At 57.0% G+C, this 21,097-nt stretch carries 27 protein-coding genes; 14 read left to right on the forward strand and 13 right to left on the reverse strand.

Going from position 1 to position 21,097, the window contains the following annotated elements; all coding sequences use genetic code 11:
* Positions 1-566: 566 nt before the first annotated feature.
* From AC2FJB_RS14190 to AC2FJB_RS14210, 5 genes are read right to left on the reverse strand one after another with little or no spacing between them, the layout of a single operon-like run.
* The gene (locus AC2FJB_RS14190) at positions 567-2,702 is read right to left on the reverse strand and encodes a hypothetical protein (protein WP_496718884.1); all 2,136 of its coding nucleotides are present in this window, start codon (positions 2,700-2,702) and stop codon (positions 567-569) included.
* A complete protein-coding gene (motA, locus tag AC2FJB_RS14195; RefSeq protein ID WP_299899581.1) occupies positions 2,699-3,568 on the reverse strand; it encodes a flagellar motor stator protein MotA in 870 nt (289 codons plus the stop codon). The genes AC2FJB_RS14190 and motA overlap by 4 nt, the downstream gene beginning before the upstream one ends.
* 47 nt (positions 3,569-3,615) lie before the next feature.
* Positions 3,616-4,200 (reverse strand): MotE family protein, encoded by a 585-nt coding sequence (locus AC2FJB_RS14200; RefSeq protein ID WP_496718885.1) that lies wholly within the window; start codon positions 4,198-4,200, stop codon positions 3,616-3,618.
* The gene (locus tag AC2FJB_RS14205) at positions 4,197-4,673 is read right to left on the reverse strand and encodes a hypothetical protein (RefSeq protein WP_496718886.1); all 477 of its coding nucleotides are present in this window, start codon (positions 4,671-4,673) and stop codon (positions 4,197-4,199) included. The genes AC2FJB_RS14200 and AC2FJB_RS14205 overlap by 4 nt, the downstream gene beginning before the upstream one ends.
* A 9-nt stretch (positions 4,674-4,682) precedes the next feature.
* On the reverse strand, positions 4,683-5,180 hold the full coding sequence (locus AC2FJB_RS14210) for a flagellar basal body-associated FliL family protein (RefSeq protein ID WP_254683752.1): 498 nt from the start codon (positions 5,178-5,180) through the stop codon (positions 4,683-4,685).
* A 119-nt stretch (positions 5,181-5,299) separates the two neighbouring features.
* Here AC2FJB_RS14210 and fliF point away from each other — a divergent pair, with 119 nt between their 5' ends.
* From fliF to fliP, 4 genes are read left to right on the forward strand one after another with little or no spacing between them, the layout of a single operon-like run.
* A complete protein-coding gene (fliF, locus tag AC2FJB_RS14215) occupies positions 5,300-6,874 on the forward strand; it encodes a flagellar basal-body MS-ring/collar protein FliF (RefSeq protein ID WP_496718887.1) in 1,575 nt (524 codons plus the stop codon).
* Positions 6,874-7,470 (forward strand): FliH/SctL family protein, encoded by a 597-nt coding sequence (locus AC2FJB_RS14220; protein ID WP_496718888.1) that lies wholly within the window; start codon positions 6,874-6,876, stop codon positions 7,468-7,470. Before fliF ends, AC2FJB_RS14220 begins: the two co-directional genes overlap by 1 nt.
* Positions 7,463-7,750, forward strand: a complete 288-nt coding sequence (locus AC2FJB_RS14225; RefSeq protein ID WP_496684281.1) for a FliM/FliN family flagellar motor switch protein — start codon at positions 7,463-7,465, stop codon at positions 7,748-7,750. Before AC2FJB_RS14220 ends, AC2FJB_RS14225 begins: the two co-directional genes overlap by 8 nt.
* Positions 7,750-8,478, forward strand: coding sequence for a flagellar type III secretion system pore protein FliP (gene fliP, locus AC2FJB_RS14230; protein ID WP_299899569.1), 729 nt, complete (start codon positions 7,750-7,752; stop codon positions 8,476-8,478). The genes AC2FJB_RS14225 and fliP overlap by 1 nt, the downstream gene beginning before the upstream one ends.
* Positions 8,479-8,581: 103 nt before the next feature.
* On the opposite strand, the gene AC2FJB_RS14235 is transcribed toward fliP, so the two are convergent.
* Positions 8,582-9,181: an MlaC/ttg2D family ABC transporter substrate-binding protein gene (locus tag AC2FJB_RS14235; RefSeq protein WP_117871718.1), complete on the reverse strand. Its 600-nt coding sequence runs from the start codon at positions 9,179-9,181 to the stop codon at positions 8,582-8,584.
* Positions 9,171-9,941, reverse strand: a complete 771-nt coding sequence (locus tag AC2FJB_RS14240) for an MlaA family lipoprotein (RefSeq protein ID WP_299899743.1) — start codon at positions 9,939-9,941, stop codon at positions 9,171-9,173. The genes AC2FJB_RS14235 and AC2FJB_RS14240 overlap by 11 nt, the downstream gene beginning before the upstream one ends.
* Before the next feature lie 345 nt (positions 9,942-10,286).
* On the opposite strand from AC2FJB_RS14240, the gene AC2FJB_RS14245 reads away from it, so the two are divergent.
* From AC2FJB_RS14245 to AC2FJB_RS14260, 4 genes are read left to right on the forward strand one after another with little or no spacing between them, the layout of a single operon-like run.
* Positions 10,287-10,742 carry a RidA family protein gene (locus tag AC2FJB_RS14245; protein WP_117871720.1) on the forward strand — a complete coding sequence of 152 codons (456 nt, stop codon included), beginning with the start codon at positions 10,287-10,289 and terminating at the stop codon, positions 10,740-10,742.
* Positions 10,739-11,506, forward strand: coding sequence for a glycerophosphodiester phosphodiesterase family protein (locus AC2FJB_RS14250; RefSeq protein WP_496718889.1), 768 nt, complete (start codon positions 10,739-10,741; stop codon positions 11,504-11,506). Before AC2FJB_RS14245 ends, AC2FJB_RS14250 begins: the two co-directional genes overlap by 4 nt.
* Before the next feature lie 45 nt (positions 11,507-11,551).
* On the forward strand, positions 11,552-12,739 hold the full coding sequence (locus tag AC2FJB_RS14255) for a GNAT family N-acetyltransferase (protein WP_299899556.1): 1,188 nt from the start codon (positions 11,552-11,554) through the stop codon (positions 12,737-12,739).
* Positions 12,736-13,029 carry a 4a-hydroxytetrahydrobiopterin dehydratase gene (locus AC2FJB_RS14260; protein ID WP_152459417.1) on the forward strand — a complete coding sequence of 98 codons (294 nt, stop codon included), beginning with the start codon at positions 12,736-12,738 and terminating at the stop codon, positions 13,027-13,029. The genes AC2FJB_RS14255 and AC2FJB_RS14260 overlap by 4 nt, the downstream gene beginning before the upstream one ends.
* Here the strand turns inward: AC2FJB_RS14260 and AC2FJB_RS14265 are convergent.
* The 4 genes from AC2FJB_RS14265 to AC2FJB_RS14280 all read right to left on the reverse strand — a co-directional run bounded on the left by AC2FJB_RS14265 (position 13,026) and on the right by AC2FJB_RS14280 (position 14,549).
* A complete protein-coding gene (locus AC2FJB_RS14265; RefSeq protein ID WP_117872941.1) occupies positions 13,026-13,334 on the reverse strand; it encodes a hypothetical protein in 309 nt (102 codons plus the stop codon). The genes AC2FJB_RS14260 and AC2FJB_RS14265 overlap by 4 nt on opposite strands.
* A gap of 22 nt (positions 13,335-13,356) precedes the next feature.
* Positions 13,357-13,704 carry an EF-hand domain-containing protein gene (locus tag AC2FJB_RS14270; protein ID WP_117871728.1) on the reverse strand — a complete coding sequence of 116 codons (348 nt, stop codon included), beginning with the start codon at positions 13,702-13,704 and terminating at the stop codon, positions 13,357-13,359.
* A gap of 11 nt (positions 13,705-13,715) precedes the next feature.
* Entirely contained in the window at positions 13,716-13,961 is a 246-nt protein-coding gene (locus tag AC2FJB_RS14275; protein WP_117871731.1) for a glycine zipper 2TM domain-containing protein, read from the reverse strand.
* Between the two features lie 102 nt (positions 13,962-14,063).
* Entirely contained in the window at positions 14,064-14,549 is a 486-nt protein-coding gene (locus tag AC2FJB_RS14280) for a peroxiredoxin (protein WP_299899552.1), read from the reverse strand.
* Between the two features lie 99 nt (positions 14,550-14,648).
* On the opposite strand from AC2FJB_RS14280, the gene AC2FJB_RS14285 reads away from it, so the two are divergent.
* From AC2FJB_RS14285 to AC2FJB_RS14300, 4 genes are all read left to right on the forward strand, one after another.
* Entirely contained in the window at positions 14,649-15,860 is a 1,212-nt protein-coding gene (locus tag AC2FJB_RS14285; protein WP_496718891.1) for an NAD(P)/FAD-dependent oxidoreductase, read from the forward strand.
* The gene (gene rsmD / locus AC2FJB_RS14290) at positions 15,857-16,414 is read left to right on the forward strand and encodes a 16S rRNA (guanine(966)-N(2))-methyltransferase RsmD (protein ID WP_496674606.1); all 558 of its coding nucleotides are present in this window, start codon (positions 15,857-15,859) and stop codon (positions 16,412-16,414) included. The genes AC2FJB_RS14285 and rsmD overlap by 4 nt, the downstream gene beginning before the upstream one ends.
* Before the next feature lie 89 nt (positions 16,415-16,503).
* A complete protein-coding gene (locus tag AC2FJB_RS14295) occupies positions 16,504-17,139 on the forward strand; it encodes an HAD family hydrolase (protein WP_496718892.1) in 636 nt (211 codons plus the stop codon).
* Positions 17,140-17,164: 25 nt separating this feature from the next.
* Positions 17,165-17,344, forward strand: a complete 180-nt coding sequence (locus AC2FJB_RS14300) for a hypothetical protein (RefSeq protein WP_496718893.1) — start codon at positions 17,165-17,167, stop codon at positions 17,342-17,344.
* Here AC2FJB_RS14300 and map read toward each other — a convergent pair.
* Entirely contained in the window at positions 17,332-18,144 is an 813-nt protein-coding gene (gene map, locus AC2FJB_RS14305) for a type I methionyl aminopeptidase (RefSeq protein WP_496718894.1), read from the reverse strand. The genes AC2FJB_RS14300 and map overlap by 13 nt on opposite strands.
* Positions 18,145-18,913: 769 nt before the next feature.
* Positions 18,914-19,612: a DNA/RNA nuclease SfsA gene (gene sfsA, locus AC2FJB_RS14310; RefSeq protein WP_496718895.1), complete on the reverse strand. Its 699-nt coding sequence runs from the start codon at positions 19,610-19,612 to the stop codon at positions 18,914-18,916.
* A gap of 50 nt (positions 19,613-19,662) precedes the next feature.
* On the opposite strand from sfsA, the gene AC2FJB_RS14315 reads away from it, so the two are divergent.
* Positions 19,663-20,385 carry a competence/damage-inducible protein A gene (locus AC2FJB_RS14315; protein ID WP_496718896.1) on the forward strand — a complete coding sequence of 241 codons (723 nt, stop codon included), beginning with the start codon at positions 19,663-19,665 and terminating at the stop codon, positions 20,383-20,385.
* Positions 20,382-21,092 (forward strand): GNAT family N-acetyltransferase, encoded by a 711-nt coding sequence (locus tag AC2FJB_RS14320; protein WP_496718898.1) that lies wholly within the window; start codon positions 20,382-20,384, stop codon positions 21,090-21,092. Before AC2FJB_RS14315 ends, AC2FJB_RS14320 begins: the two co-directional genes overlap by 4 nt.
* Positions 21,093-21,097: the final 5 nt, after the last annotated feature.

Here is a 21,097-nt window from a genome sequence, read left to right on the forward strand (position 1 = left end):
GCTGCCGGTGTCTGACGCCGGGAGCAGAGGAAACGCCCTGCCAGCCAGTGGCTGGGTATACTGCACTGACAACACCGATGCCTGCCAGCGTGTTGAAAAAGTGGGTTTTGCAGAATTTGTGTTCAAAGACGCTGTCATCCTCAGCCGATTGGCCCGGCCCGGTGAGGATACTCGTCCGCGATTTTTCTGGCCACTGAACTCATTGAAGACGCGGAACTTTTGCCGCCGTATTTCGCTGATATGGCGTCTCGTTTTCACATATCTCCGGCAAATGCCACCGCACCGGTTGTTTCACGGGCGGTCAGCCGACGTGACCTTATTGATCGAGGAATGTGGCCTGAAATTCGGCGGCCTGTTCTTCGGCGTCATGTCTGGAACCTAACATCTCTGAAAAAGGCAGAGCCATATTTGCATCCCCGCCTGATCGGGCGTCCTGATTAGATCGGCTTTGAAGCAACGGCACAAGGCTACCAGCGCTGCCAGAAGTTGAAACGCATCGCAGGGTATACCGGAGCCGGGAACTGCGGTCACTTTTCCGGGTGTAGCCGGAACAGTCGCGAAATACGTCATTCTATCCCGACAGCGCTCAACATCTCTTCGATTCGCTGACGGGCGGACTGGCTGTCTTTCAACAGGTTTTCCGCGTCCGCCAGCGGTTTTTCCGCCGACCGTACCGGCAGGTCAGACAAGGCTTGGGTCGTTTGTTTCAATGCCGCGTATTTCCCGCCCGTAGGCTCCAGCCTCTCATCCGGCACCCCGGCCAGCCAGAAATAGCGGTTTGCCGCTTCGTTTTGTTCGAGACCTCGGAGCATATCACCTGCGGCTGCAAAATCTTCTGTTGAAACCATCGCTTGCGCGCGCAAGGCAATCGCCTCATCGGAATTGTCATCAGCCAGCTCCAGCAGGGCTTGATGAGGGCGCCCCGACAGCAGAGCGGCCCGAGCCCGCAACCGAGCCCGATCCAAGCGCCGCGACTGATCTTTCGGTCTGTTCGCCAGCGCGAATGTCTGCTGAGCAAAGCCCAGATCAGCAAGGCGGCTGGCCAATGCAATTGCAGTTTCGGCCGTTAATACGGCAACCAAGTCCGGCTGCATTACCTCCATCGTCTGGTGTAGAAAGGTTGCGTCGTCCGATCTTTCGGAAAGCAAATGCAGATGCCGATTGACGGCGCTGTCGCTATCGGGGCCGGGTGGCAGCGCTTTGACCACGTCGAAGGCGCGGTCGAATTCCTGGCTCAGGCTCAGAGCGATCGCATAGGTACGGTTCATCATCGGACCCAGTTCCGATCGCCTGAACTCGACCGCATAAGACGCCGCCAGATCAAGTTCCTGGGAAGAAACGGTTTTGCGTTCAGACCAACGTTTTTCCACCAAGCGCGCCAAAGCCAGCGGAGACTCAGCCGCGGCGTGGGTTGAGGTTATAACTTCGGTCAACAATTCTTCTTCACGTTCACTGTTACCTTCCGCTTTGGAAACGCTGGCTTTGGCCTGAGTGACACTGGGCTTTGTTTCCGGTTCTATCCGGTCAACGGAACGAATGACTCTGCGTGCAGCCTCCAGTTGTTGAGCGCTCACAAATATTTGTGACAGCCGCGGCCCTACCAGGCGGCGAAGATGATCCGGCAGTCTTGCAAATGCGTGCTCGATAGCTTCAATATTTACGTCAGGTGCCAGTTCCTTTTCGGACAACACAGCCCAAAGCGCAGCATCACTTTCACATCGTTGCAGGCCAATGAATGGACTCATTGGAAGCGTCGCCCGGTTATCAACAACCCGCGCAATTGCTGAAATTTGTTTGGTGCCGTCTGGCGGTGTCTCCACCAACTTCAAAACACTCAGCGCTTCGGCCCCGAAGCCGTACGAGGTGTAGAGCTTAGCCAGTTTCAGAGCCTTTTCGTCGTCAACTTTGTCGAACTCTTTGTACAGCCCTAAGCGAAGAGCCGACACTTGGCTTAGAAAAGGTGCCTCCCCTGACCAGGACGCAAAATTCAGCCCGCCAGCTGAGATACAGGCAGGTCTTGGATCAATTGGTTGCAGCTCTGCGTTCAGAATGTTCTGCAAATCGTCCAAAACCGTGGTCAGACGCACGTTCGAATTCAATTGGGATGAGACAGCTCTTGTATCGCGTGAGACGGTATTGCGCGGCCCGACAGGTGCAAGCTCCAAGTCCAGTAACTTGCGATCGGTCCCTTGCAAAAGACGGATCGACAGCTGGTCCTTTATCCCTTGCTCAGTCATGGTGAGAAGTGGCAGATTCAACCCTGTGTCGATGTATGGCGGCGTGGCTTCGGCTGTTCTCCCGCTCAAGGGTGGCGGTATATCCTCAAGAAGCGGCGGCAAAAAATCCCCTGGCATGATGTCCAGTACGATCATCGAATTTCTGTACAGAAACGCCGACGGCACGCAGTTGCATCCGAATTCCATCTCCAATGCGCTGCCGGGGCTTTTCTGTGACAAGGAGGTCAGGCGGTTCGTGGTCAAACGCCCAAAAACCGAGTTGGTTTCGAATGTCACGTCGTCCAAGGCAATTGTAATGCTTGCGCCGTTCTTACGTTGCGCCAGCACCCAACCAGTATCCGGTGGCACGTCGAAAACCAGACGTGTGTATCCGTCATGCTCTCCGGATCGCACCACCACTCCCTGTGCGGTCACGACATTTGCAGCCGTGACCAAAACCGCTATCAGAAATCCGATACGCTTCATGCTGCAGCCTGCTTGAGCTCTTTTAAAGCGTCCTCCAACTCCGAAAAGCCGGGGCGGTTGTGAGTTGGGGTATTTTGGCGTCCGACCTCGATGCACATGGCGGCATTATGATTATGAAGATTGGCAACCAGCACTTCCTTGATCAATTGATAGAAGTGGTTGTCTTCTTCAGCCACGGCTTTCAATTTGCCAGCGAAAGGGCCGACCAGACCATAGGCCAAAAAAACGCCCAGGAACGTACCCACCAGGGCACCCCCGATCAATTTCCCCAGCACTTCGGGTGGCTGATCGATTGATCCCATCGTCTTGATCACGCCCAAAACCGCAGCAACAATCCCCAGCGCGGGCAGGCCATCTGCTACTGTCTGAAGCGCATGGCTGGAGTGCATGGCATGATGAAAATTTGCCTCCATACGCTTCTCCAGAACCTCTTCAACCTGGTGTGGATCGTCATAGTTCATTGTCGCTGACCGCATCGTGTCACAAATCAGGTCGACGGCCTCTTTGTCGGATTGAATCTTGGGGTATGCAGAAAACAAGCTGGAGTTTTCAGGGTCTTCAACATGCTGCTCAACCTCCACGGGGTTGGCGCGGGCAATACGGATCAACGAAAACAGAAGACATAGAAGGTCGCGATAGTCTTCGGGTTTCCATTTCGGGCCTTTGAACACTTTGCCCATGTCTTTGATCGTATGTTTCACGCCACCCATGTCGTTGCTGATCAGAAAGGCTCCTACGGCCGCACCGCCGATCATCATCATTTCGAATGGAAGGGACTTCATGATGATGGTCATCTTGCCGCCTGCCGCAAGATAGCCCCCGAAGACCATTACGAAAATGACAACAATTCCAACAATTCCAATCATTTGAGATCTCCAGATGAGTTCTGTGCAAAACCGGGCAACACAGGCGATTATTCCTGCGGGGCCGAGGCGTTGCGACCGGCCATGACAACGCTGATCGTGTAGGCAGCTTCGGGACTTAGGCCCGCCAGTACGCCAGCCGCTGCGTCCGCCGGCATGCGGGACAAGAACCCTGCGGCAAAGGTCGGGTCCATGGTTTCAAACAATGCGGCTGCATCCTTTGGTTTCATGTTCTGGTAAACATCCGTTAAGCGCGCCAGATCGTTCTCTGCCGCCCTGTCTGCAACCGCCAGTGTGTCGCGCAGGGAATCTTCCGCGTCCTTCAAGGCCGTCAGACGCGTTTCAACGGCTTGGGTTGCGATCTCCAGTGCTTTTTCCTGATCGCGTAAATCATCCTCTCGCTGTTTGACGCGTTTCTCCCGGCTCAAAAGCTCTGCCAGCACAACCTGAACATCGCGTGTTTCGGACGCGGCAGGCTTGTTTTCCACGGCTTCGGGTGTCGCCGGTTTGGCGAGCGCAGGTCCCGCCTCCAAGCCAAGGCGAATGGCTGCCGAGCCGATCATCAGCAATGAGATGACGGCAAGCACACCACCGCGCGGACGTGTATTGTGTTTGGCGTTCCGCGCAAGGCTCATACCTGCGCCTCGCTCTGCTTGCGGTCATGCCGGAAGAACATCAGGCCCTCTGCCGCTTTGGGTGGCTCTTCACTCGCACCAGTTTCGACCGGTTCCGCTGTTTTCTCGTGCCCGGTGCCCTGTTCCTCTTCAGGTTGAGGCTCGTCTTGGAGAGACTTTGCTTTTTCCGGGGCAGCAGTTTCTTCTTCGGGGATGATATCATGCAGAGATGCCATCATGAGTTCCAAGCGCTGTGCCACGGTTTCAGCCCTTTGCGTCAGCGCCTTAAGCTGATCACCCGATTGATCAGAGGCGTTTCGCGCGCTGTCCAGGGATTTCTTCAGCTCTTCTGCCTGGGTCGACAACACGGCCACTGCACCACCGACGCCTTTTTCAAGATCGGTGAACCGCTTGAGGCGGCGCGACAGCACAAAGCAATAAAGACCCGCGCCCAACGCACCGGCGACCAGCAAAATATCCGCAATCAGCTCCAATTCCGCCTCCTAATTCAGCACAAATTCCATCACCAGCACATCGCGAACGCGCCCTTCGCCGACGACAATTCCAATGCGTCGCAGCAGGTGACCTCGGATGCGCGTCAATGCCAGTGAATCCTCCAGGTCCTTCAGCTCAACGGCTCGCAGGTAACCGTTCAGGACATCCATGATTCGTGGTTGCATTTTTTTCACATCATCCATGTACGGCGCGTTAACTTCGAGCTGAGCGTGGAACTTCAAATGCCGCGACTTGCCGGAATTCACCGATACAACGACCGGCGGCAGATCAATAAACCCGACATCTGCCAGCGCTTTGGCAGGTTCGTCTTTCGCCCCGTCTTTGTTGGTCTCAACTGCGGCTTTGCCGCCCAGCGGAATCAATCCGGACGATGTCAGGAAATACCCGCCCGCAGCTCCGACGACCGCAAGGATCATCCCGATTAGCATTCCCTTTTTCCCTTTTTTCTCGGTGGGTTCCGCCAGTTTGTAGGTTGCGTCGGTCATGACGTCCTCATTCATCCGTTCTGTCTCTGTCATAACCGTGCAGGGACTAACCGATTGTTAAGAGCAATCGTCCAAACAGAGGATGCGTCGGGCAGAATGCCGGCGAGTCGGAGGTGAGCGTGCAGCAGATCGGAACTGTCTGGGCTAGTTTGGACAGGCGTAAACAAATCATTGTCGCTGGCGCGGTTGCGCTGGTGTTTCTGGGTATCCTCGGAATGTCGCGCCTTGTGACTGCTCCGTCCATGACGTTGCTTTATGCGGGTCTGGAAAATGGTGCCGCCGGGGATATAGTACGAGCGCTGGACCAGCGTGGCGTCACATATGAGATCCGGGGCGGATCGATCTACGTCTCCGGTGCGCAGCGCGACGAGTTGCGAATGACCCTGGCCAGCGAAGGCCTGCCCGCAAACGGCAACAAAGGGTACGAACTGCTTGATTCGTTAAGCGGGTTTGGCACCACTTCTCAGATGTTCGATGCTGCTTATTGGCGCGCGAAAGAGGGTGAACTGGCGCGGACTATTGTCGGCAGCCCGCATGTCAGTCAGGCGCGCGTCCATATTGCCAATGGGACAGCAAACCCGTTTCAGCGCAGTGTGGCACCAACGGCTTCGGTTTATCTCGTGCCATCCGGAAGCGAAATTACCGGTGATCAGGCCAAGGCTATCCGGTTCCTTGTTGCCTCGGCTGTCAGTGGGCTGACGCCAGAGAACGTAACGGTGATTGATTCACAAGGGGCTGTGATTGGCGGGCAAGATACCACAGCGACAACAGACACCGCCGATGACAAGTCGCGTCAGTTGCGAGAACGTGTTCTGCGTCTGGTCGAGGCGCGTGTCGGTACCGGCAATGCTGTGGTCGAGGTCAGTGTGGATACAGAGACCAAGACAGAATCCATTCGAGAGAGGCGCTTTGATCCCAAGGGCCGCGTGGCGATCAGCACGGATGTCGAAGAACGCTCGGACAGTGCTCGAAATCAGTCATCGGATGTTACAGTGGCGTCAAATCTGCCTGATGGTGACGCGGCAGGCGGAGATGAATCCAACTCGACGGCCACCCAGACTCGTGAGCGGGTGAACTATGAAGTCTCCGAGACAGAGCTGGAAGTACACAAGGCCCCCGGCGCGATCAAGCGTCTGACGGTTGCGGTTCTGGTCAATGGGACAAGATCGGTGGATGCGTCCGGATCCGAAGCATTTACGCCTTTGCCTCAGGAAGAGCTGACCGCTCTTGAAGAACTCGTGGCTTCAGCAGTCGGGCACGACGCGGCGCGCGGGGACGTTATCACACTGAAATCCATGGATTTGCCGTCGGTTGAGCCGCAGGGTACTCTGGTGACCTCGTCGTTCTGGCAGAACATCCATCTGGATGCCATGTCCTTGATACAGATGGCTGTGCTGGCTCTGGTTTCGCTGGTGTTGGCGCTGTTCGTGATCCGTCCGATCCTGACGAAGCCAACCTCGGCACCGGCGTTGCTGGCTGCTGCGAATTCGGGCGCATTGGCTCTGACTGGTGAAATTGCGCCGGAGGAACCGGCAGAGTTCTCTTCCTTGCCAGCAGAGCGCAGTGTTCCGGCCCTCGGCTCGAGCGCCACGGAGGATCCTGTTGATCGGCTGCGCGCCATGATCGGTGACAAGCAGGAAGAGACTGTCGAGATCCTGCGCAGTTGGCTTGAAGAAGGCGAGGAGCGGGTGTGATGTCGATTGCCCATCTGCTTGAGGATTTCACCACCCAGACTGGTACCGGGCCCGTTCTGCTTCTGGATGAGGACGCGCTGGAAGAACAACGGCTCGCTGCCTTTGAAGACGGGTATGGGGCCGGTTGGGAGGATGCCATTCGGGCGCAGGAACAAAGTCGCGGCCAGATCTCGGCTGAATTGGCCAGGTCGCTTCAGGATATGTCTTTCACCTATCACGAAGCAATCACCCGCATGACCCTGTCTCTGGAGCCCATGTTCGCCAGTCTGGTTCAGACCGTTCTGCCTGAGATGGCCGAGCGCGGCTTGGCTGCCCGCCTTGTGGAACAACTCTGTGAAATGGCGCGTTCCCGGGCAGAGCAGCCGATGCAGATTATGGTGCCGCCGGGATGTGCCGAAAAGGTTGCAGCGCTGCTGCCGCAAGACTTGCATTCCACTCCTCAGGTTATCGAACACTCTGAGCTGGAGCCGGGTCAGGCCCGCCTTGAGGTAGGCACAAGCAGGCGTGAGGTCGATTGCACCGCGTTGCTCGCCGCCATCGCACAGATCTTTGACGCTTATGTCTTTGAGGCAAGAAAGGCTTTGTCCAATGAATGACACCCAGATCCCGAAATCTGAAAAACCCAACCCGTTCGATTCGGTCCCGATTGAAGTGACCGTTTCAGTTGGTCGTGCGCGCCCACTGATCCGGGACTTGTTGAACATGGGAGAGAATGCAGTGCTGACCTTGGACAAACGTATCGAAGACCCGGTCGACCTCTATGTTGGGGATCAGTTGGTCGCACGCGGGTTGCTGGAGGAAATGGAGGGCGATCAGGCGGGGCAGCTTGCAGTGCGCCTGACCGAGATTGCGGATTTGCAAAACGGAATTGGCTGATGCGCTATGTGACCTGGCTGGCTTTGGTGGTCATGTTGATGCCTTCACTGGCCGCAGCTCAGGATTTGACCTTGTCTTTGGGCGAAGGCGGGTCGATTTCCGCCCGAACAATCCAGCTGATTTTGCTGATCACAGTGCTGAGCATCGCTCCGGGGTTGGCGATCATGATCACCTGCTTTCCATTCCTGATCACTGTTCTTTCAATCCTGCGGCAAGGGATCGGCCTGCAACAATCTCCACCCAATATGCTGTTGGTCAGCCTGGCGTTGTTCCTAACCTATTTCATTATGGACCCGGTGTTTTCCGAAGCATGGGCCACAGGGATACGCCCGATGATAGAAGAGACGATGGAGGTGGAGTCAGCATTGGAGCGCGCGTTAGAGCCGTTCCGCGCCTTCATGGCGGCGCGACTCGATGCGGACACGTTTTATGCCATGGCAGCTTTACGTCCCGGCGGCGAGGCTATGGAGTTGTCCGCACAGGCACCGTTGTCGGTTTTGATGCCATCTTTCATGCTGTCTGAAATCACGCGGGCGTTTCAGATCGGGTTTCTGATTTTTCTGCCGTTTCTGATCATCGATCTTGTCGTGGCTGCTGTATTGATGTCGATGGGTATGATGATGGTGCCACCGGCCATTGTATCCTTGCCATTCAAGTTGGCGTTTTTTGTGATCGCCGACGGGTGGGCTTTGATTGCGGGTGCATTGGTGCGCAGTTATATGCCGTGATCTCGACATATAGCCGAGGCGCGTTGAAAAAACAGGCGGTCAGACGACTCTGTCCCACTTTCTTCAAAGGTGGTTTTCAACGCCCAAACGTAAATGAAACGATTCAGCCGGTCTTTTTCAGGTCTTTGATCAACTGGTCTAGGTTGCCTTTGCGGGCATCCAGCATCGCGCCGATTTCGGTGCGTTCGGTCAGCAACAGGTTCACGCCTTCGATGAACATGTTGTAGAATTTTTCACGCCCCGACTTGTCCGAAACAAGGAAAGTTACGTCAAACGGGGCCGAGCCGCGCAGTTTGACTGTTGTGCGCACTTCATATCCGGCCTTGATCTTGCGGGCATTGCGCACGTTGACCTCACCGCCAATGAACTCACGGAAGCGGCGGCCATATTTGCGCGAGATATAGCTCTGAAACGCCTTGGTAAATTGCTTCAGTTGGGATGGGGTGGCTGTGCGAGCATCCGCGCCGAGGGCATAGCGTGCCATGATCGGGACGTCCGCATATTGCACGAATATCTTCTCAAAATCACGCAACATCGCTTTTTCCGACTTACCCGATTCGATAACCCGGTTGATGTCGTTGACCACGCTGCTGACCAGTGCCTTGGCCGTTGCCTCGGTCTGGGCAAACGCGGACTTGGGCAAAACGGCCAAGGCCAGACCGGCTGCGACAAAGTGACGGCGGTTCAACTCGTTATTCAGCATAGGGGTCCTCGTAGGGGTCTAAATAGGGGTCCCTGACCGGGTCTGTCCCGGTTTCGGCATAGGGGTCAGAGTACAAATCCAGATATGCGTCTTCGTCATCTCTTGTCAGTTCGAAGCGGCGGTTTTGCAGATAGATCAGGCGGGCCTGTGCATAACTGTCTGCGCTTTCATAAAGAATTGAGTCCACGGTATCCGAGAACCGACCACGATCGCCCATGCGGCGAACGACTTCGGCATAGACGCCCAGGTTGTCGGCGGGTCGGACCGGGGTAAAGTTGATCGGATTCGAGAACAGGTTGATCACGACCCCGATAGCATCCCTTTGGGTCGACGGGCCATAGAAAGGCAATTCAACATAAGCCCCTTCGCCGACACCCCAGACGTGCAGGGTCTCACCGAAATCAGTATCAACGGGCGGCAGGTTCAGCTCATCTGCGGGCGCGGACAGGCCAAAGCCGCCCACGGTCATGTTGATCACAAAGCGTAGCAGCGCATTGCCCATCTGTTTTGGGTTGCCCTGAAGCAGGTAGTCGACCGCCTGTCCGGGCAGCGAGATATTTTCGGCGAATGTGCTGAAACTGGTAACCATAGGATCGGGAACGATCTTGACGTACCCTTTGGAAGCAGGTCGAAACAGAAACCGGTCAACGCCCAGATTGAACTTATGAATACCCCGGTTCGCGTTTTCATAGGGGTCAAACACGTCATTGCGTGAGGCGTCGTCGGGAGGCGTGGTTGCACAGGCGGACAGAATGGCCATGAGCGACAGTACAACCAGGTGTTTCAGGCGAAATCTGCTCGACACGATCTTTGCTTCTCCCAAATGCCCGGCATCCGTTCTGTCGGGCCAACAATCACAATTCACCAATACTAACACGCCGGTAAGGCACAAGTTCTTGTCACATAGTCGTTTCAGATCTCAAATGAAACACCTAGCGTGTAACCTGTCCGTCAGGTCCGGGTAAAGCAATTGAGTATCTACAAGTCATAATAAGTAAAGATATGCTCAGATCGCGTGCAAGCCAGAAATTGCCGTATTCCGTCTTTCCACGGCTGTGCTTCCCGGTTAGCGTCCGGCAGAGTCAATCAGGGAAGGACCCTCTCAATGAGCATCGCTGCAAAACTGGAAAGCCTCGGTGTCACACTGGGCGACGCACCGGCGCCGGCGGCAAATTATGTGCCTTTCGTACGTGTGGGCAATATCGTGTATGTGTCCGGCCAGATATCGAAAACGGATGAGCTGATCACTGGCAAGCTGGGCGACGACATGGATGTCGAAGCCGGAGCCGCTGCGGCGCGTGTCTGCGCGATCAATCTGCTGGCACAGGTCAAGGCGGCCTGTGGCGGAGATATCGACAAACTGGTGCGTGTCATCAAACTGACCGGTTTCGTGAACTCGACCGCAGATTTCACCGCACAGCCGCAAGTGATCAACGGCGCATCCGACTTCCTGGTCGAAGCGCTGGGCGACGCCGGTCGCCACTCGCGTTCCGCCGTTAGCGCTGCGTCACTGCCTTTGGGCGTGGCAGTTGAGATCGAAGGTATATTCGAGATCGAATGATACCGCCCCTGCCAGCTGCGTTTCTGCAGGCCCCAATTGCCCATCGGGCGTTGCACGACGTCTCGAATAACCGTCCGGAAAACAGCCGGGCGGCCATTCGTGCTGCCATTGATGCCGGTTACGGGATTGAGATTGATCTTCAACTTACAGCTGATGATCGTGCCGTGGTATTTCATGACTATGATATGGCGCGTCTGACCGGTCAGTCCGGACCGATCCGGCAGGTGTCGGCGGTTGCGGCGTCCAATACCACTCTGTTGTATGGCGAGGACGGCATTCCAACGCTGGATGATGTGCTGGAAATCGTGGCAGGCCAGGTGCCGCTGCTGATCGAGTTGAAGGATCAGGACGGCGCCATGGGTATGAATATCGGTGCCCTCGAGCACGACACCGTGCGCGCATTGCAGGGGTACGAAGGTCCGGTGGCGCTGATGTCCTTCAATCCCAACTCGGTTGCGGAACTGGCGCGGCTGGCCCCGCATCTGCCGCGCGGCATCACAACTTGCGCCTATGAGCCCAGTGTCGAACTGTTGCCGCAAGACGTGTGTGATCACTTGCGCGATATTCCGGATTTCGATCGTGTCGGGGCCGGTTTCATCAGCCATGAGGCCGCTGACCTGTCCCGCGCACGTGTGGTTGAACTGAAGGCACAGGGCGTGCCGATCCTGTGCTGGACTGTTCGGACGCCTGAACAAGAGGCAGAGGCCCGCATGGTTGCCGACAATGTGACCTTCGAAGGGTATCTGGCTGCGCATTCAGCTTGAACCTTGGCGCCTCGGTCACAGATAAAGGGCTGGCGCGGAGGGTACATGGATCAGGCTCAAATCGAAGTTCAGGTACTTGGGTCACTGTCGCAGATTTCGGCGACCGAGTGGGATGCCTGCGCCTGTCCTGAGGCTGCCGATGGTGGACGGCCCCTTGATCCCTTCACCACGCATCGCTTTTTGCTGGCGCTTGAGGAAAGCGGCTCGGTCGGGCGTGGCACGGGTTGGCAGCCGCAATACCTGACGGCCTTTCTTGACGGGATCCTGATCGCAGCGGCCCCGATGTATGCCAAATCGCACAGCCAGGGCGAGTACATCTTTGACCACAGCTGGGCCCATGCCTATGAAAGCGCAGGCGGGCGGTATTATCCCAAACTGCAAATTGCGGTGCCGTTCACACCCGCAACGGGGCGTCGGTTTCTGGTGCGCCCGGGCTACGAGCGAATCGGAATGTCGGCTTTGGTGCAGGGTGCCGTTCAACTGGCGGCTGACAACCAGGTGTCATCGGTTCACGCGACCTTCTGCACAGAAGAGGAAGCATTGGCGGGGGAGCAGATGGGTCTTATGCTGCGCAGCTCGCAACAGTTTCACTGGCTGAATGATGGCTATGCTGATTTCGATGAATTCCTCTCCGCCTTGTCGTCACGCAAGCGCAAGAATATCCGCAAGGAACGGGCGCAGGCCCATGGCTTTGGCGGTGAAATCCATACATTGACAGGCGATGACCTGCGTCCGGAACACTGGGATGCTTTTTGGCGGTTCTATCAGGATACCGGGGCCCGAAAATGGGGATCACCCTATCTGACGCGCCAGTTTTTTGACATCGCACAAGAGACGATGGCGAATGATATGGCGTTGGTTTTGGCTGAACGGGATGGGCATGCCATTGCGGGTGCGCTGAACTTCATAGGCCGCGAAACGCTTTTTGGGCGGTACTGGGGCTGCATTGAACATCATGCCTGCCTGCATTTCGAGCTGTGCTACTATAGGGCGATAGATTTTGCCATTGCCCACGGTCTGGCCCGGGTGGAAGCGGGCGCTCAGGGTGAACACAAGCTGGCACGCGGCTATTTACCGACGCGCACGCATAGCTTGCACTGGGTCGGTGATCCGGGTTTTGCCGATGCGATTAAAAAATATCTGGACGCCGAAGGCCGCGCAGTGGGAGAAGAGATCGAGATTCTGACAGATTACGGCCCGTTCAGGAAATCGAACCCGGAGGAACAGCAATGACTGAACTTTTGTCCGCCGAGACCCGTGGCCCGCTGCTGGACCCGCTGTTCAAAAACGGCTGGACCATGGTCGAAGGCCGCGACGCGATCACCAAGACCTTCATTTTCGACAACTTTGTGCACGCATTTGGCTGGATGACGCAAGTGGCGATCTGGGCCGAGAAATGGAACCACCACCCAGAATGGTCCAACGTCTACCGCACAGTCGAGGTAGTCCTGTCCACCCATGACGTAGGTGGCCTGTCGTCACTGGACGCCAAGCTGGCTCGAAAGATGGACAGTCTGTGTTAACGGTCGTTGCCTGAACCTTGGCCACCGGCCAGGGACGCGGCTGTGCCCATCTGCTTGAATTCCGCAGGCGTCACGGTGCCTTCGCTGACATCAATGGATCTTGGGATGCCCGTGGTCTTGTTCCCGATTTGGCGCACACTGCGCGCTGATGGGTTGATATCCAGACACCGGTTTTCGTAGCAGGTCAGGCCAGACAGATTGATCTGAATGCGGGCCTGCCCGTCCGGCCCCGTCACGACCGGAGCCTGCGGCGCATCGCAGGCCGCGACCAGCGCCAAAGCGCCCATTCCAATCCATCTTTTCATACCAAGCTCCTTGAAAACGGGCTTAGTCCAGTTGACCATTGCCGTTCTGATCTGCCGCGCCGAAATCTTCATTCATCTGTGCATCATATTCCGATCTTGAGATAAAGCTGTCCTTGTTGCGGTCAACATTCTGGAACTGCTTTATGTCCAGAAACGGTTTGGCCTCGGCCTGACCCAATGTGCCGTTCTTGTCTTCGTCCATGGCCTGAAACGCATAGTCCGAAAAAACGTCGAATTCGTCTTTGGACAGGAACCCGTCATTGTTTGCGTCGATGGCGTTCAATTCTTTTTCATGCAGTTCGGCCACGGTTTCGGCATTGGTCGCCGAGGCCAAAAATGCAGCCGTGAATACAAAAATCGCCTGTTTCATTTCCAATCTCCTCAGCATGCAAATCTTTGGCCTTCAAAGCCACCGGCGGCGGCGCCGGCTGCTGTCAGGATCGTCTTGCCCGATCCGCCGCCGAACTGGTTGCCGATTGCACCGCCGATCAAGGCGCCGCCCAATGTGCCGCCAAGGCAGGCAATCTCGTGCTGTCGTGCAGCTTGCTGTTGCGGGGTTGGGGCCGGTCCGCAGGCTGCCAGAAGGGCCGCGCCGGTCAGGAAGGATAAAAACAACTTAAGTTTCATAAAAAAGCTCCCCAAATTATGCGTCGAGTATTCGCGCATTGGGGCGCTGCTTCAAGTTAAATTGGGTTCACGCGGCCCCGGGCAAACCGGGGCCGGCCAAATTCAGATCACCTCCAGCAGGCCTTCACCCGCTGAGATCTCGCAGGCACCGGGGTTTTCTTCCAGATTCAGGGCCGTGACCTTACCGTCCTCGACCAGCATCGCATACCGTTTGGAGCGTGCGAACAAACCCACAGGCGGGGCGTCGAAATCCATGCCGATGGCCTTGGTGAATTCTGAAGCCGCGTCTGAGACCATGGTCAATCCCGCCGCGGTCGCGCCAGTGGATTCACCCCAGGCCTGCATGACGAACGGGTCGTTGACCGACAGGCACATGATCTCTTCAACGCCCTTGTCGTCGAACTGTTTTTTTGTACGGATGAAGCTTGGCACATGTGCGGTGGTGCACGTACCGGTATAGGCGCCGGGCACAGCGAAAATGACAACCTTGCGTCCTTTGGTCTTGTCTGAAATCCGAACCTCTTCCGGCCCGTTTGCCCCCATCTGGATCAGTGTGGCCTCGGGTAGGGTGTCTCCTGTTGAAATCATTTTTTAGCTCCTGTCGTTTGGATTTGCAGAATTGGGCTTAAGCGCAATATAGGTGGTCCAATCAGAGAGACCACGGGAAAACTGCAGGGTGGGCAAAGCATGAGCCATATTGTCGTGATTGGCGCAGGGCAAGCGGGCGCGTCTTTGGTGGCGCGGCTGCGCAAGGACGGGTTCGGCGGAGAGATTACTCTGATCGGGGCCGAGCCGCATCTGCCATATCAGCGCCCGCCATTATCCAAGGCCTATCTTCTTGGAGAGCTGGAGCTGGAGCGCCTGTTCCTGCGCCCCGAAAGCTTCTACGTCGAAAACAACATCACTTTGCGCCTTGGCCAGCGCGTGACCGGCATCGATCCCAAGGCCAAAACGGTTACTCTTGGGGATGAGGTCATCCCGTATGACGAACTGGCGCTGACCACCGGGTCAGATCCGCGCCGCCTGCCTGCTGCCATCGGAGGCGATCTGGACGGTGTCCACGTGGTGCGCGACCTGGCCCATATTGACGAAATGGAACCCAAAGTGACCGAAGGCGCCCGCGCGCTGATCGTGGGTGGCGGTTACATCGGGCTCGAGGCCGCCGCTGTCTGCGCCAAGCGGGGCGTCAAGGTCACTCTGGTCGAGATGGCCGACCGCATCCTGCAACGGGTTGCAGCACCCGAAACCAGCGACTATTTCCGCGCGCTGCACAGCAAATTTGGTGCCGACATTCGCGAAGGCGTCGGGCTCGATCGGCTGATCGGCGAAAACGGCAAGGTTGTGGGGGCCGTGTTGACCGACGACACAAAGCTGGAGGTGGATTTTGTTGTGGTCGGTGTGGGTATCGTGCCCTCTACTCAACTGGCCGAGATGGCAGGGCTGGAGCTGGACAACGGAATCAAAACCGATGCCCATGGCCGGACCTCTGATCCGTCAATCTGGGCGGCCGGCGATTGCGCCTCTTTCCCCCATGGCGAAAGTCGTATCCGTCTGGAAAGCGTCCCGAACGCCATCGACCAGGCTGAAATCGTGGCGCAGAACATGCTGGGTGCGGCCAAGGTTTACGTGGCGACCCCATGGTTCTGGTCGGACCAGTACGACGTCAAGCTTCAGATCGCGGGCCTGAACACCGGATATGACCGTGTGGTGACCCGCAGGGGCGAGGGTCAGACCATGTCCTTCTGGTATTACAAAGGCGACAGGCTGATTGCTGTGGATGCGATGAATGATCCGCGAGCATACATGGTCGGCAAGAGATTGATCGAAATGGGCAAGACAGCTGATCCCGAAGTTGTGGCAGACCCGAACGCGGACCTGAAACCGCTGCTTAAGGCGTGAGGATCATTGCCGGAGAATTCCGGGGCCGCGCCCTCGCCTCGGTCGGCAAGGGTGATGCGGGCGCGCATCTGCGCCCCACCACCGACCGCGTGCGTGAAAGCCTGTTCAATGTGCTCAGCCACCAGATCGAATTTGACGGTTTGCGGGTGCTGGATCTGTTCGCGGGAACCGGGGCACTGGGGCTGGAGGCACTGTCGCGGGGCGCGTCGCATGTCACCTTCGTTGATGACGGGCGGGTGGCTCACGGGTTGATCCGCAAGAACATCGATCTGACCCGCAGCGCCGATCGTACCGACTTGATCCGCCGCGATGCAACCCGGTTGGGCGACAATACCGGCGCGCCTTATGATCTGGTTTTTCTGGACCCGCCTTACGGCAAATCCATGGGGCAGAAGGCCGTCGCCGCCTTGGCCAATGGCTGGATCGCGGATGATGCATTGTTGGTTTGGGAAGAAAACGCCCGGATGCAGGCGCCGGCCGGATTCACATTGCATGATAGCCGCAGGTATGGCGACACGCATATTTCTTTGATGTGGAGAGGTGTTCCAGATTGAATCGCTCTGCGCGGTTTGGTGGGTAACATGGGTGGGCAATGACGGGAAAGCCTGGATAGGCCGACCGCGAGGCGAAATAGGGATTCCATATGCACGATCTTGTCATTTTCGACTGCGACGGCGTTTTGGTGGACAGCGAGGTGATCTCGAACCAGGTGCTGGTGGACAATCTGGCGGATTATGGCCTGCATCTGGCGCTGCATGAATGTATGTCGCTGTTTGTGGGTGGAACGATGGTCGGCGTGCGCGACAAGGCCCGCGCGATGGGTGCCCTTCTGCCCGAAGACTGGATAGATCAGATCTATGCCGAAACCTACGACCGCCTGCGTGCAGGTGTGCCATTAGTGCCCGGTATCGCAGACCTGCTTGAGGGGCTGGATCAAAAGGGTATCCCCTTTTGCGTCGCGTCGAATGGCAGCCCGGACAAGATGAAGATCACACTGGGTCAGAACGGGCTTTGGGACCGGTTCAAAGACGTGATGTTCTCGGCCCATGTGCTGGGCACCGGAAAGCCGGACCCAAAGATGTTCCAACTGGCCGCCGAGCACTTTGGTGCAAGGGCTCCGGTGGTGATCGAAGACAGTTATAGTGGTGTCACGGCTGCGATTCGGGCCGACATGCGGTGTCTGGCTTATGCGCCACACGGAGGCGGTGAAGAGCTGGCTGATCTGGGGGCCGAAGTGATCGCGGACATGTCACAGGCGCGCGTGTTGTTGGAACTTTGACTGGCAATTGTGCTAGGGTGCATGCATGGACCGCACCCTGACACCTTTTGTCTGGACGTTTTCCAGAGACGCCGAAGCCTCCACCGGCCCAGAGCGCAAACCCATGCACGCGCCGGTCTTCATCCACGACGCGGTCACGCCGTGGGGGTCCGAAACGATGCTGCTGAAACTCCTGCGCGAACAGGTCGCTGATCAGGACGAATAGGTCGGATGATATTTGCCACCGGGTGACAGGGTAAAGATCTCGACCCCATCTGAGGTGACACCCACCGAATGCTCGAACTGCGCCGACAGTGATTTGTCACGGGTCACGGCAGTCCAGTCATCGGCCAACGTCTTGGTTTCCGGACGACCCAGATTCACCATTGGTTCGATGGTAAAGAACATGCCCTCTTCCAGAACCGCGCCAGTGCCCGGTCGGCCATAGTGCAGCACGTTCGGCGGCGCATGGAACACGCGACCCAGACCATGACCACAGAAATCACGCACAACGCTCATCCGATGGGCTTCGACATAGGCCTGAATGGCGTGGCCGATATCACCGAACGTGTTGCCCGGTTTGACCATCTCGATGCCCATGAACAGCGCGTCATGAGTCACCTGGATCAGCCGTTCCGCCTTGCGCGGCAGCTTGCCTGCCACATACATGCGCGAAGTGTCGCCGAACCAGCCATCGACTATGACGGTCACGTCGATGTTCAGAATGTCGCCATCCTTCAGCTTTTTCTCACCAGGAATGCCATGGCAGACAACGTGGTTCACACTGATGCAACTGGCGTGCTGATAGCCCTTGTAGCCAATCGTGGCCGAGGTCGCACCGGCGTCTTCGACCATCTGCGTGATCAGCCCGTCAATGGCGCCCGTGGTCTGCCCCGGGAACACATGTTCGGCAATATCATCCAGAATCCGCGCCGCCAAAGCCCCCGCCGCGTGCATCCCGGCGAAGTCGCTTTGTTCATAGATGCGAATGCCGTCCTTGGTCAGGCGGCCACGATGTTCTTTCATCGACGCTAAGCTCCAAATGTTTCGCGCAGCATTCCTTTTACGCTGCTTGTGCAGAAAGTTCCAGAGGGTGTGCAGTGGTGGGTGTTTTTCAGTTAATTGGGTTTAATACAGAGACTGATAAGGGCACTTGTCGATCAAGGCAGACGAAAGTGAGTTGGGAATACGCCGACACTGCTTCCGGGGCCAACAAGAATAATCTGCCTTCCGGTTTGCAGACGTCTGCGAATACTGTTCGGGACATCACAAACGACGTTAACGGCACGCGCCGTGTCTTTCAGAGCGATCGGCCTAGGGCACTTCCGAGAATCTCCCATATTGGGATCACTAACAACAAATGTTATTTCTACCGTGTGAAAAGAGGGAAGAGAAACAACCATCGGGATCGTCGCTGCCACTACAAGAAACCCCGCAAACGCGCCTACCAAAGGCATGAAAATATAGACAATGTTGTTTTTATTGGCTCTGAGAGTTGGATGCCTTCCGATAAGCTAAGATGAACCGCCCAAAGCGCCAATGCCGCAGAAAGCGCGCCGACGACACATGCTGGCCAAAAGGTCCAAGAAACCCAAGTTGGAGAGGGAACAAACCCTACACCAAAAAAACCTTGCCAATACAGGTATGCCACCCAAAATCATTAGAGTCAGTGAGATTGTTCGAATACGCTTTTCTAAGCGGGTGTTCTCGGTCTTCGGTAGGGCCGTCATTAAGTTGTCCTTTGAGAAACCTGGGCAAATTCGATAGAAATGATCGGGTTCATCTGAGTTTTCTCTCAACAATTGATTGACGAGTTTACCAAAATACCCCTTGGCGAAATACGCGTTCCGTAAACCAACCGTTCAACACCTTTCGCCCGTGCGCCCTCAAAGGCCGCAGCGTAAGCCGGGTCGATATCTGCGGCCAGCGCAAACCGGTCGCAATCCGTACGTTGCACCAGATACAGCATGATCGCCCGGTGCCCTTGCGCGGCCATCGCGGCCAGTTCAACCAGGTGTTTGGTGCCGCGCGCGGTGACGCTGTCGGGGAACTCGGCCAGACCGGGTTGGCGGGACAGGGTCACGCTTTTGACTTCGACATAGGCATCTGGCAGGTCCGGCCCGGTCAGCAGAAAATCGATGCGGCTGTTTTCGCCGTATTTTACCTCGGGCCGGACGATGTCATAGGCGGCCAGTTCGGGGATTTCGCCTCTTTCCAAAGCAACACGCAACGCCCGGTTCGGAACCGAGGTATCGACCCCGGTAAAATGCCCGTTCTCGTGATCCACCAGCCGCCAGCCGTATTTCAGCTTTTTCTTCGGTTCGTCATTGGGCTCCAGCCAGATCTTCTCGCCTGGTTCTGCCAATCCCATCATCGACCCCGGATTGGCGCAATGGGCCGTAACCTCTCGCCCATCTTCAAGCGTGCAATCGGCCAGAAAGCGTTTGTAGCGGCGGATCAGGCGGGCGGGAACAAGAGGGGTTTCAAATCGCATGGTTCAGGGCCTATACCTGCCCTCAAGGACGATCAAGAGGGGAGAGCGCCATGGCCAATCCAACCGCAGCAATGCTGGTGATCGGGGATGAAATCCTGTCGGGTCGCACCCGCGATGCGAATATGCATTTTCTGGCGCAGGAGCTGACAAAACACGGCATCGACCTGAAAGAGGTCCGCATTGTCAGCGATGACGCCTACGCCATCGAAGCGGCCGTCAAAGTGCTGTCCGACGCCTATGACAATGTCTTCACCAGCGGCGGCATCGGCCCGACCCATGACGATATCACGGCCGATTGTATTGCCCGTGCTTTCGATACACCAATTGATGTGCGGGATGACGCGCGCGCGCTCTTGCAGGCCCATTACGACAAATCCGGGCTGGAACTGAATGCTGCCCGCTTGCGCATGGCGCGTATTCCGGACGGTGCGACGCTGATCGAAAATCCGGTTTCAACAGCCCCCGGATTCACGCTTGCGAACGTGCATGTCATGGCAGGTGTGCCTTCTGTTTTTCAAGCGATGGTAGCGAGCGTTTTGCCAACATTGACCGGAGGCAGACCTTTGTTGTCGCAAACTCTGCGTGTAGACCGCGGAGAAGGTGATATCGCCGCAACCCTGTCGGCCTTGGCCGAAGATTTCAGCGACCTGTCCATCGGTTGCTACCCGTTTCAGATCAACGGTGCCTTCGGGGCCAACGTGGTCGTGCGCGGCACCGACGGAGGCCGGATCGACGCGGCCACCACCCGCCTGGCGAAAGAGCTTGAGCTTTGAGCGATAACTGGGCGGAAATAGTCGACGGAACCTGGCCCGCCGTACGCTATCAGCGGCTTGGCCCGTTTCTGCTGCGTGAGGGGCAGGGCGGAGGGTCGCGCGTATCAGCGGCCAGTGCATTGGGTCCGGTCAATGAAGACGATATCGACGCCGCCGAGGCCGCAATGCAGGCCATGGGGCAGAAACGCATCTTCTGTCTGCGCCCGGGGGATGAAGCCCTGGATGCAAAGCTGGCCCAGCGGGGCTATGATATTCTTGACCCGGTGAACATCTATGTCTGCCCCGTCTCTCGGCTGATCGATCAGCCAATCCCACCGGTCATGGTGTTTTCGATCTGGGAACCGCTTGAGATCATGCGCGACATCTGGGCCTCGGGCGGGATCGGACCCGAGCGGATCGCGGTGATGGAACGCGCCAAGGGCCCCAAGACAGGGTTTTTGCTGCGTTACAACGACAAACCCAGCGGCGTGGCTTTTGTGGCGATGCATGCAGACACTGCAGTGGTCCACGCGCTTGAAATCCTTCCCGAACATCGCCGACAGGGGTTAGGCCACTGGACCATGCGCGCAGCAGCATTCTGGGCGCGGGATCACAGTGCGCAGAACCTCAGCGTGATCTGCACCAAGGCCAATGAGGGCGCCAACGGTCTTTATCGTGCCCTCGGGATGGAGATCGCTGGCGAATACCATTACCGTCATCTTGTCTGAACTGA

Source organism: Ruegeria sp. CDSC085 (assembly GCF_059610465.1).

Coding starts and splice junctions, on each gene's coding strand:
- AC2FJB_RS14190 (WP_496718884.1), bottom strand. CDS start 2,702: ATGAAGCGTATCGGATTTCTGATAGCGGTTTTGGTCACGGCTGCAAAT.
- motA (WP_299899581.1), bottom strand. CDS start 3,568: ATGATTGGAATTGTTGGAATTGTTGTCATTTTCGTAATGGTCTTCGGG.
- AC2FJB_RS14200 (WP_496718885.1), bottom strand. CDS start 4,200: ATGAGCCTTGCGCGGAACGCCAAACACAATACACGTCCGCGCGGTGGT.
- AC2FJB_RS14210 (WP_254683752.1), bottom strand. CDS start 5,180: ATGACCGACGCAACCTACAAACTGGCGGAACCCACCGAGAAAAAAGGG.
- AC2FJB_RS14220 (WP_496718888.1), top strand. CDS start 6,874: ATGTCGATTGCCCATCTGCTTGAGGATTTCACCACCCAGACTGGTACC.
- AC2FJB_RS14225 (WP_496684281.1), top strand. CDS start 7,463: ATGAATGACACCCAGATCCCGAAATCTGAAAAACCCAACCCGTTCGAT.
- fliP (WP_299899569.1), top strand. CDS start 7,750: ATGCGCTATGTGACCTGGCTGGCTTTGGTGGTCATGTTGATGCCTTCA.
- AC2FJB_RS14235 (WP_117871718.1), bottom strand. CDS start 9,181: ATGCTGAATAACGAGTTGAACCGCCGTCACTTTGTCGCAGCCGGTCTG.
- AC2FJB_RS14240 (WP_299899743.1), bottom strand. CDS start 9,941: ATGGCCATTCTGTCCGCCTGTGCAACCACGCCTCCCGACGACGCCTCA.
- AC2FJB_RS14245 (WP_117871720.1), top strand. CDS start 10,287: ATGAGCATCGCTGCAAAACTGGAAAGCCTCGGTGTCACACTGGGCGAC.
- AC2FJB_RS14250 (WP_496718889.1), top strand. CDS start 10,739: ATGATACCGCCCCTGCCAGCTGCGTTTCTGCAGGCCCCAATTGCCCAT.
- AC2FJB_RS14255 (WP_299899556.1), top strand. CDS start 11,552: ATGGATCAGGCTCAAATCGAAGTTCAGGTACTTGGGTCACTGTCGCAG.
- AC2FJB_RS14260 (WP_152459417.1), top strand. CDS start 12,736: ATGACTGAACTTTTGTCCGCCGAGACCCGTGGCCCGCTGCTGGACCCG.
- AC2FJB_RS14265 (WP_117872941.1), bottom strand. CDS start 13,334: ATGAAAAGATGGATTGGAATGGGCGCTTTGGCGCTGGTCGCGGCCTGC.
- AC2FJB_RS14270 (WP_117871728.1), bottom strand. CDS start 13,704: ATGAAACAGGCGATTTTTGTATTCACGGCTGCATTTTTGGCCTCGGCG.
- AC2FJB_RS14275 (WP_117871731.1), bottom strand. CDS start 13,961: ATGAAACTTAAGTTGTTTTTATCCTTCCTGACCGGCGCGGCCCTTCTG.
- AC2FJB_RS14280 (WP_299899552.1), bottom strand. CDS start 14,549: ATGATTTCAACAGGAGACACCCTACCCGAGGCCACACTGATCCAGATG.
- AC2FJB_RS14285 (WP_496718891.1), top strand. CDS start 14,649: ATGAGCCATATTGTCGTGATTGGCGCAGGGCAAGCGGGCGCGTCTTTG.
- AC2FJB_RS14295 (WP_496718892.1), top strand. CDS start 16,504: ATGCACGATCTTGTCATTTTCGACTGCGACGGCGTTTTGGTGGACAGC.
- AC2FJB_RS14300 (WP_496718893.1), top strand. CDS start 17,165: ATGGACCGCACCCTGACACCTTTTGTCTGGACGTTTTCCAGAGACGCC.
- map (WP_496718894.1), bottom strand. CDS start 18,144: ATGAAAGAACATCGTGGCCGCCTGACCAAGGACGGCATTCGCATCTAT.
- sfsA (WP_496718895.1), bottom strand. CDS start 19,612: ATGCGATTTGAAACCCCTCTTGTTCCCGCCCGCCTGATCCGCCGCTAC.
- AC2FJB_RS14315 (WP_496718896.1), top strand. CDS start 19,663: ATGGCCAATCCAACCGCAGCAATGCTGGTGATCGGGGATGAAATCCTG.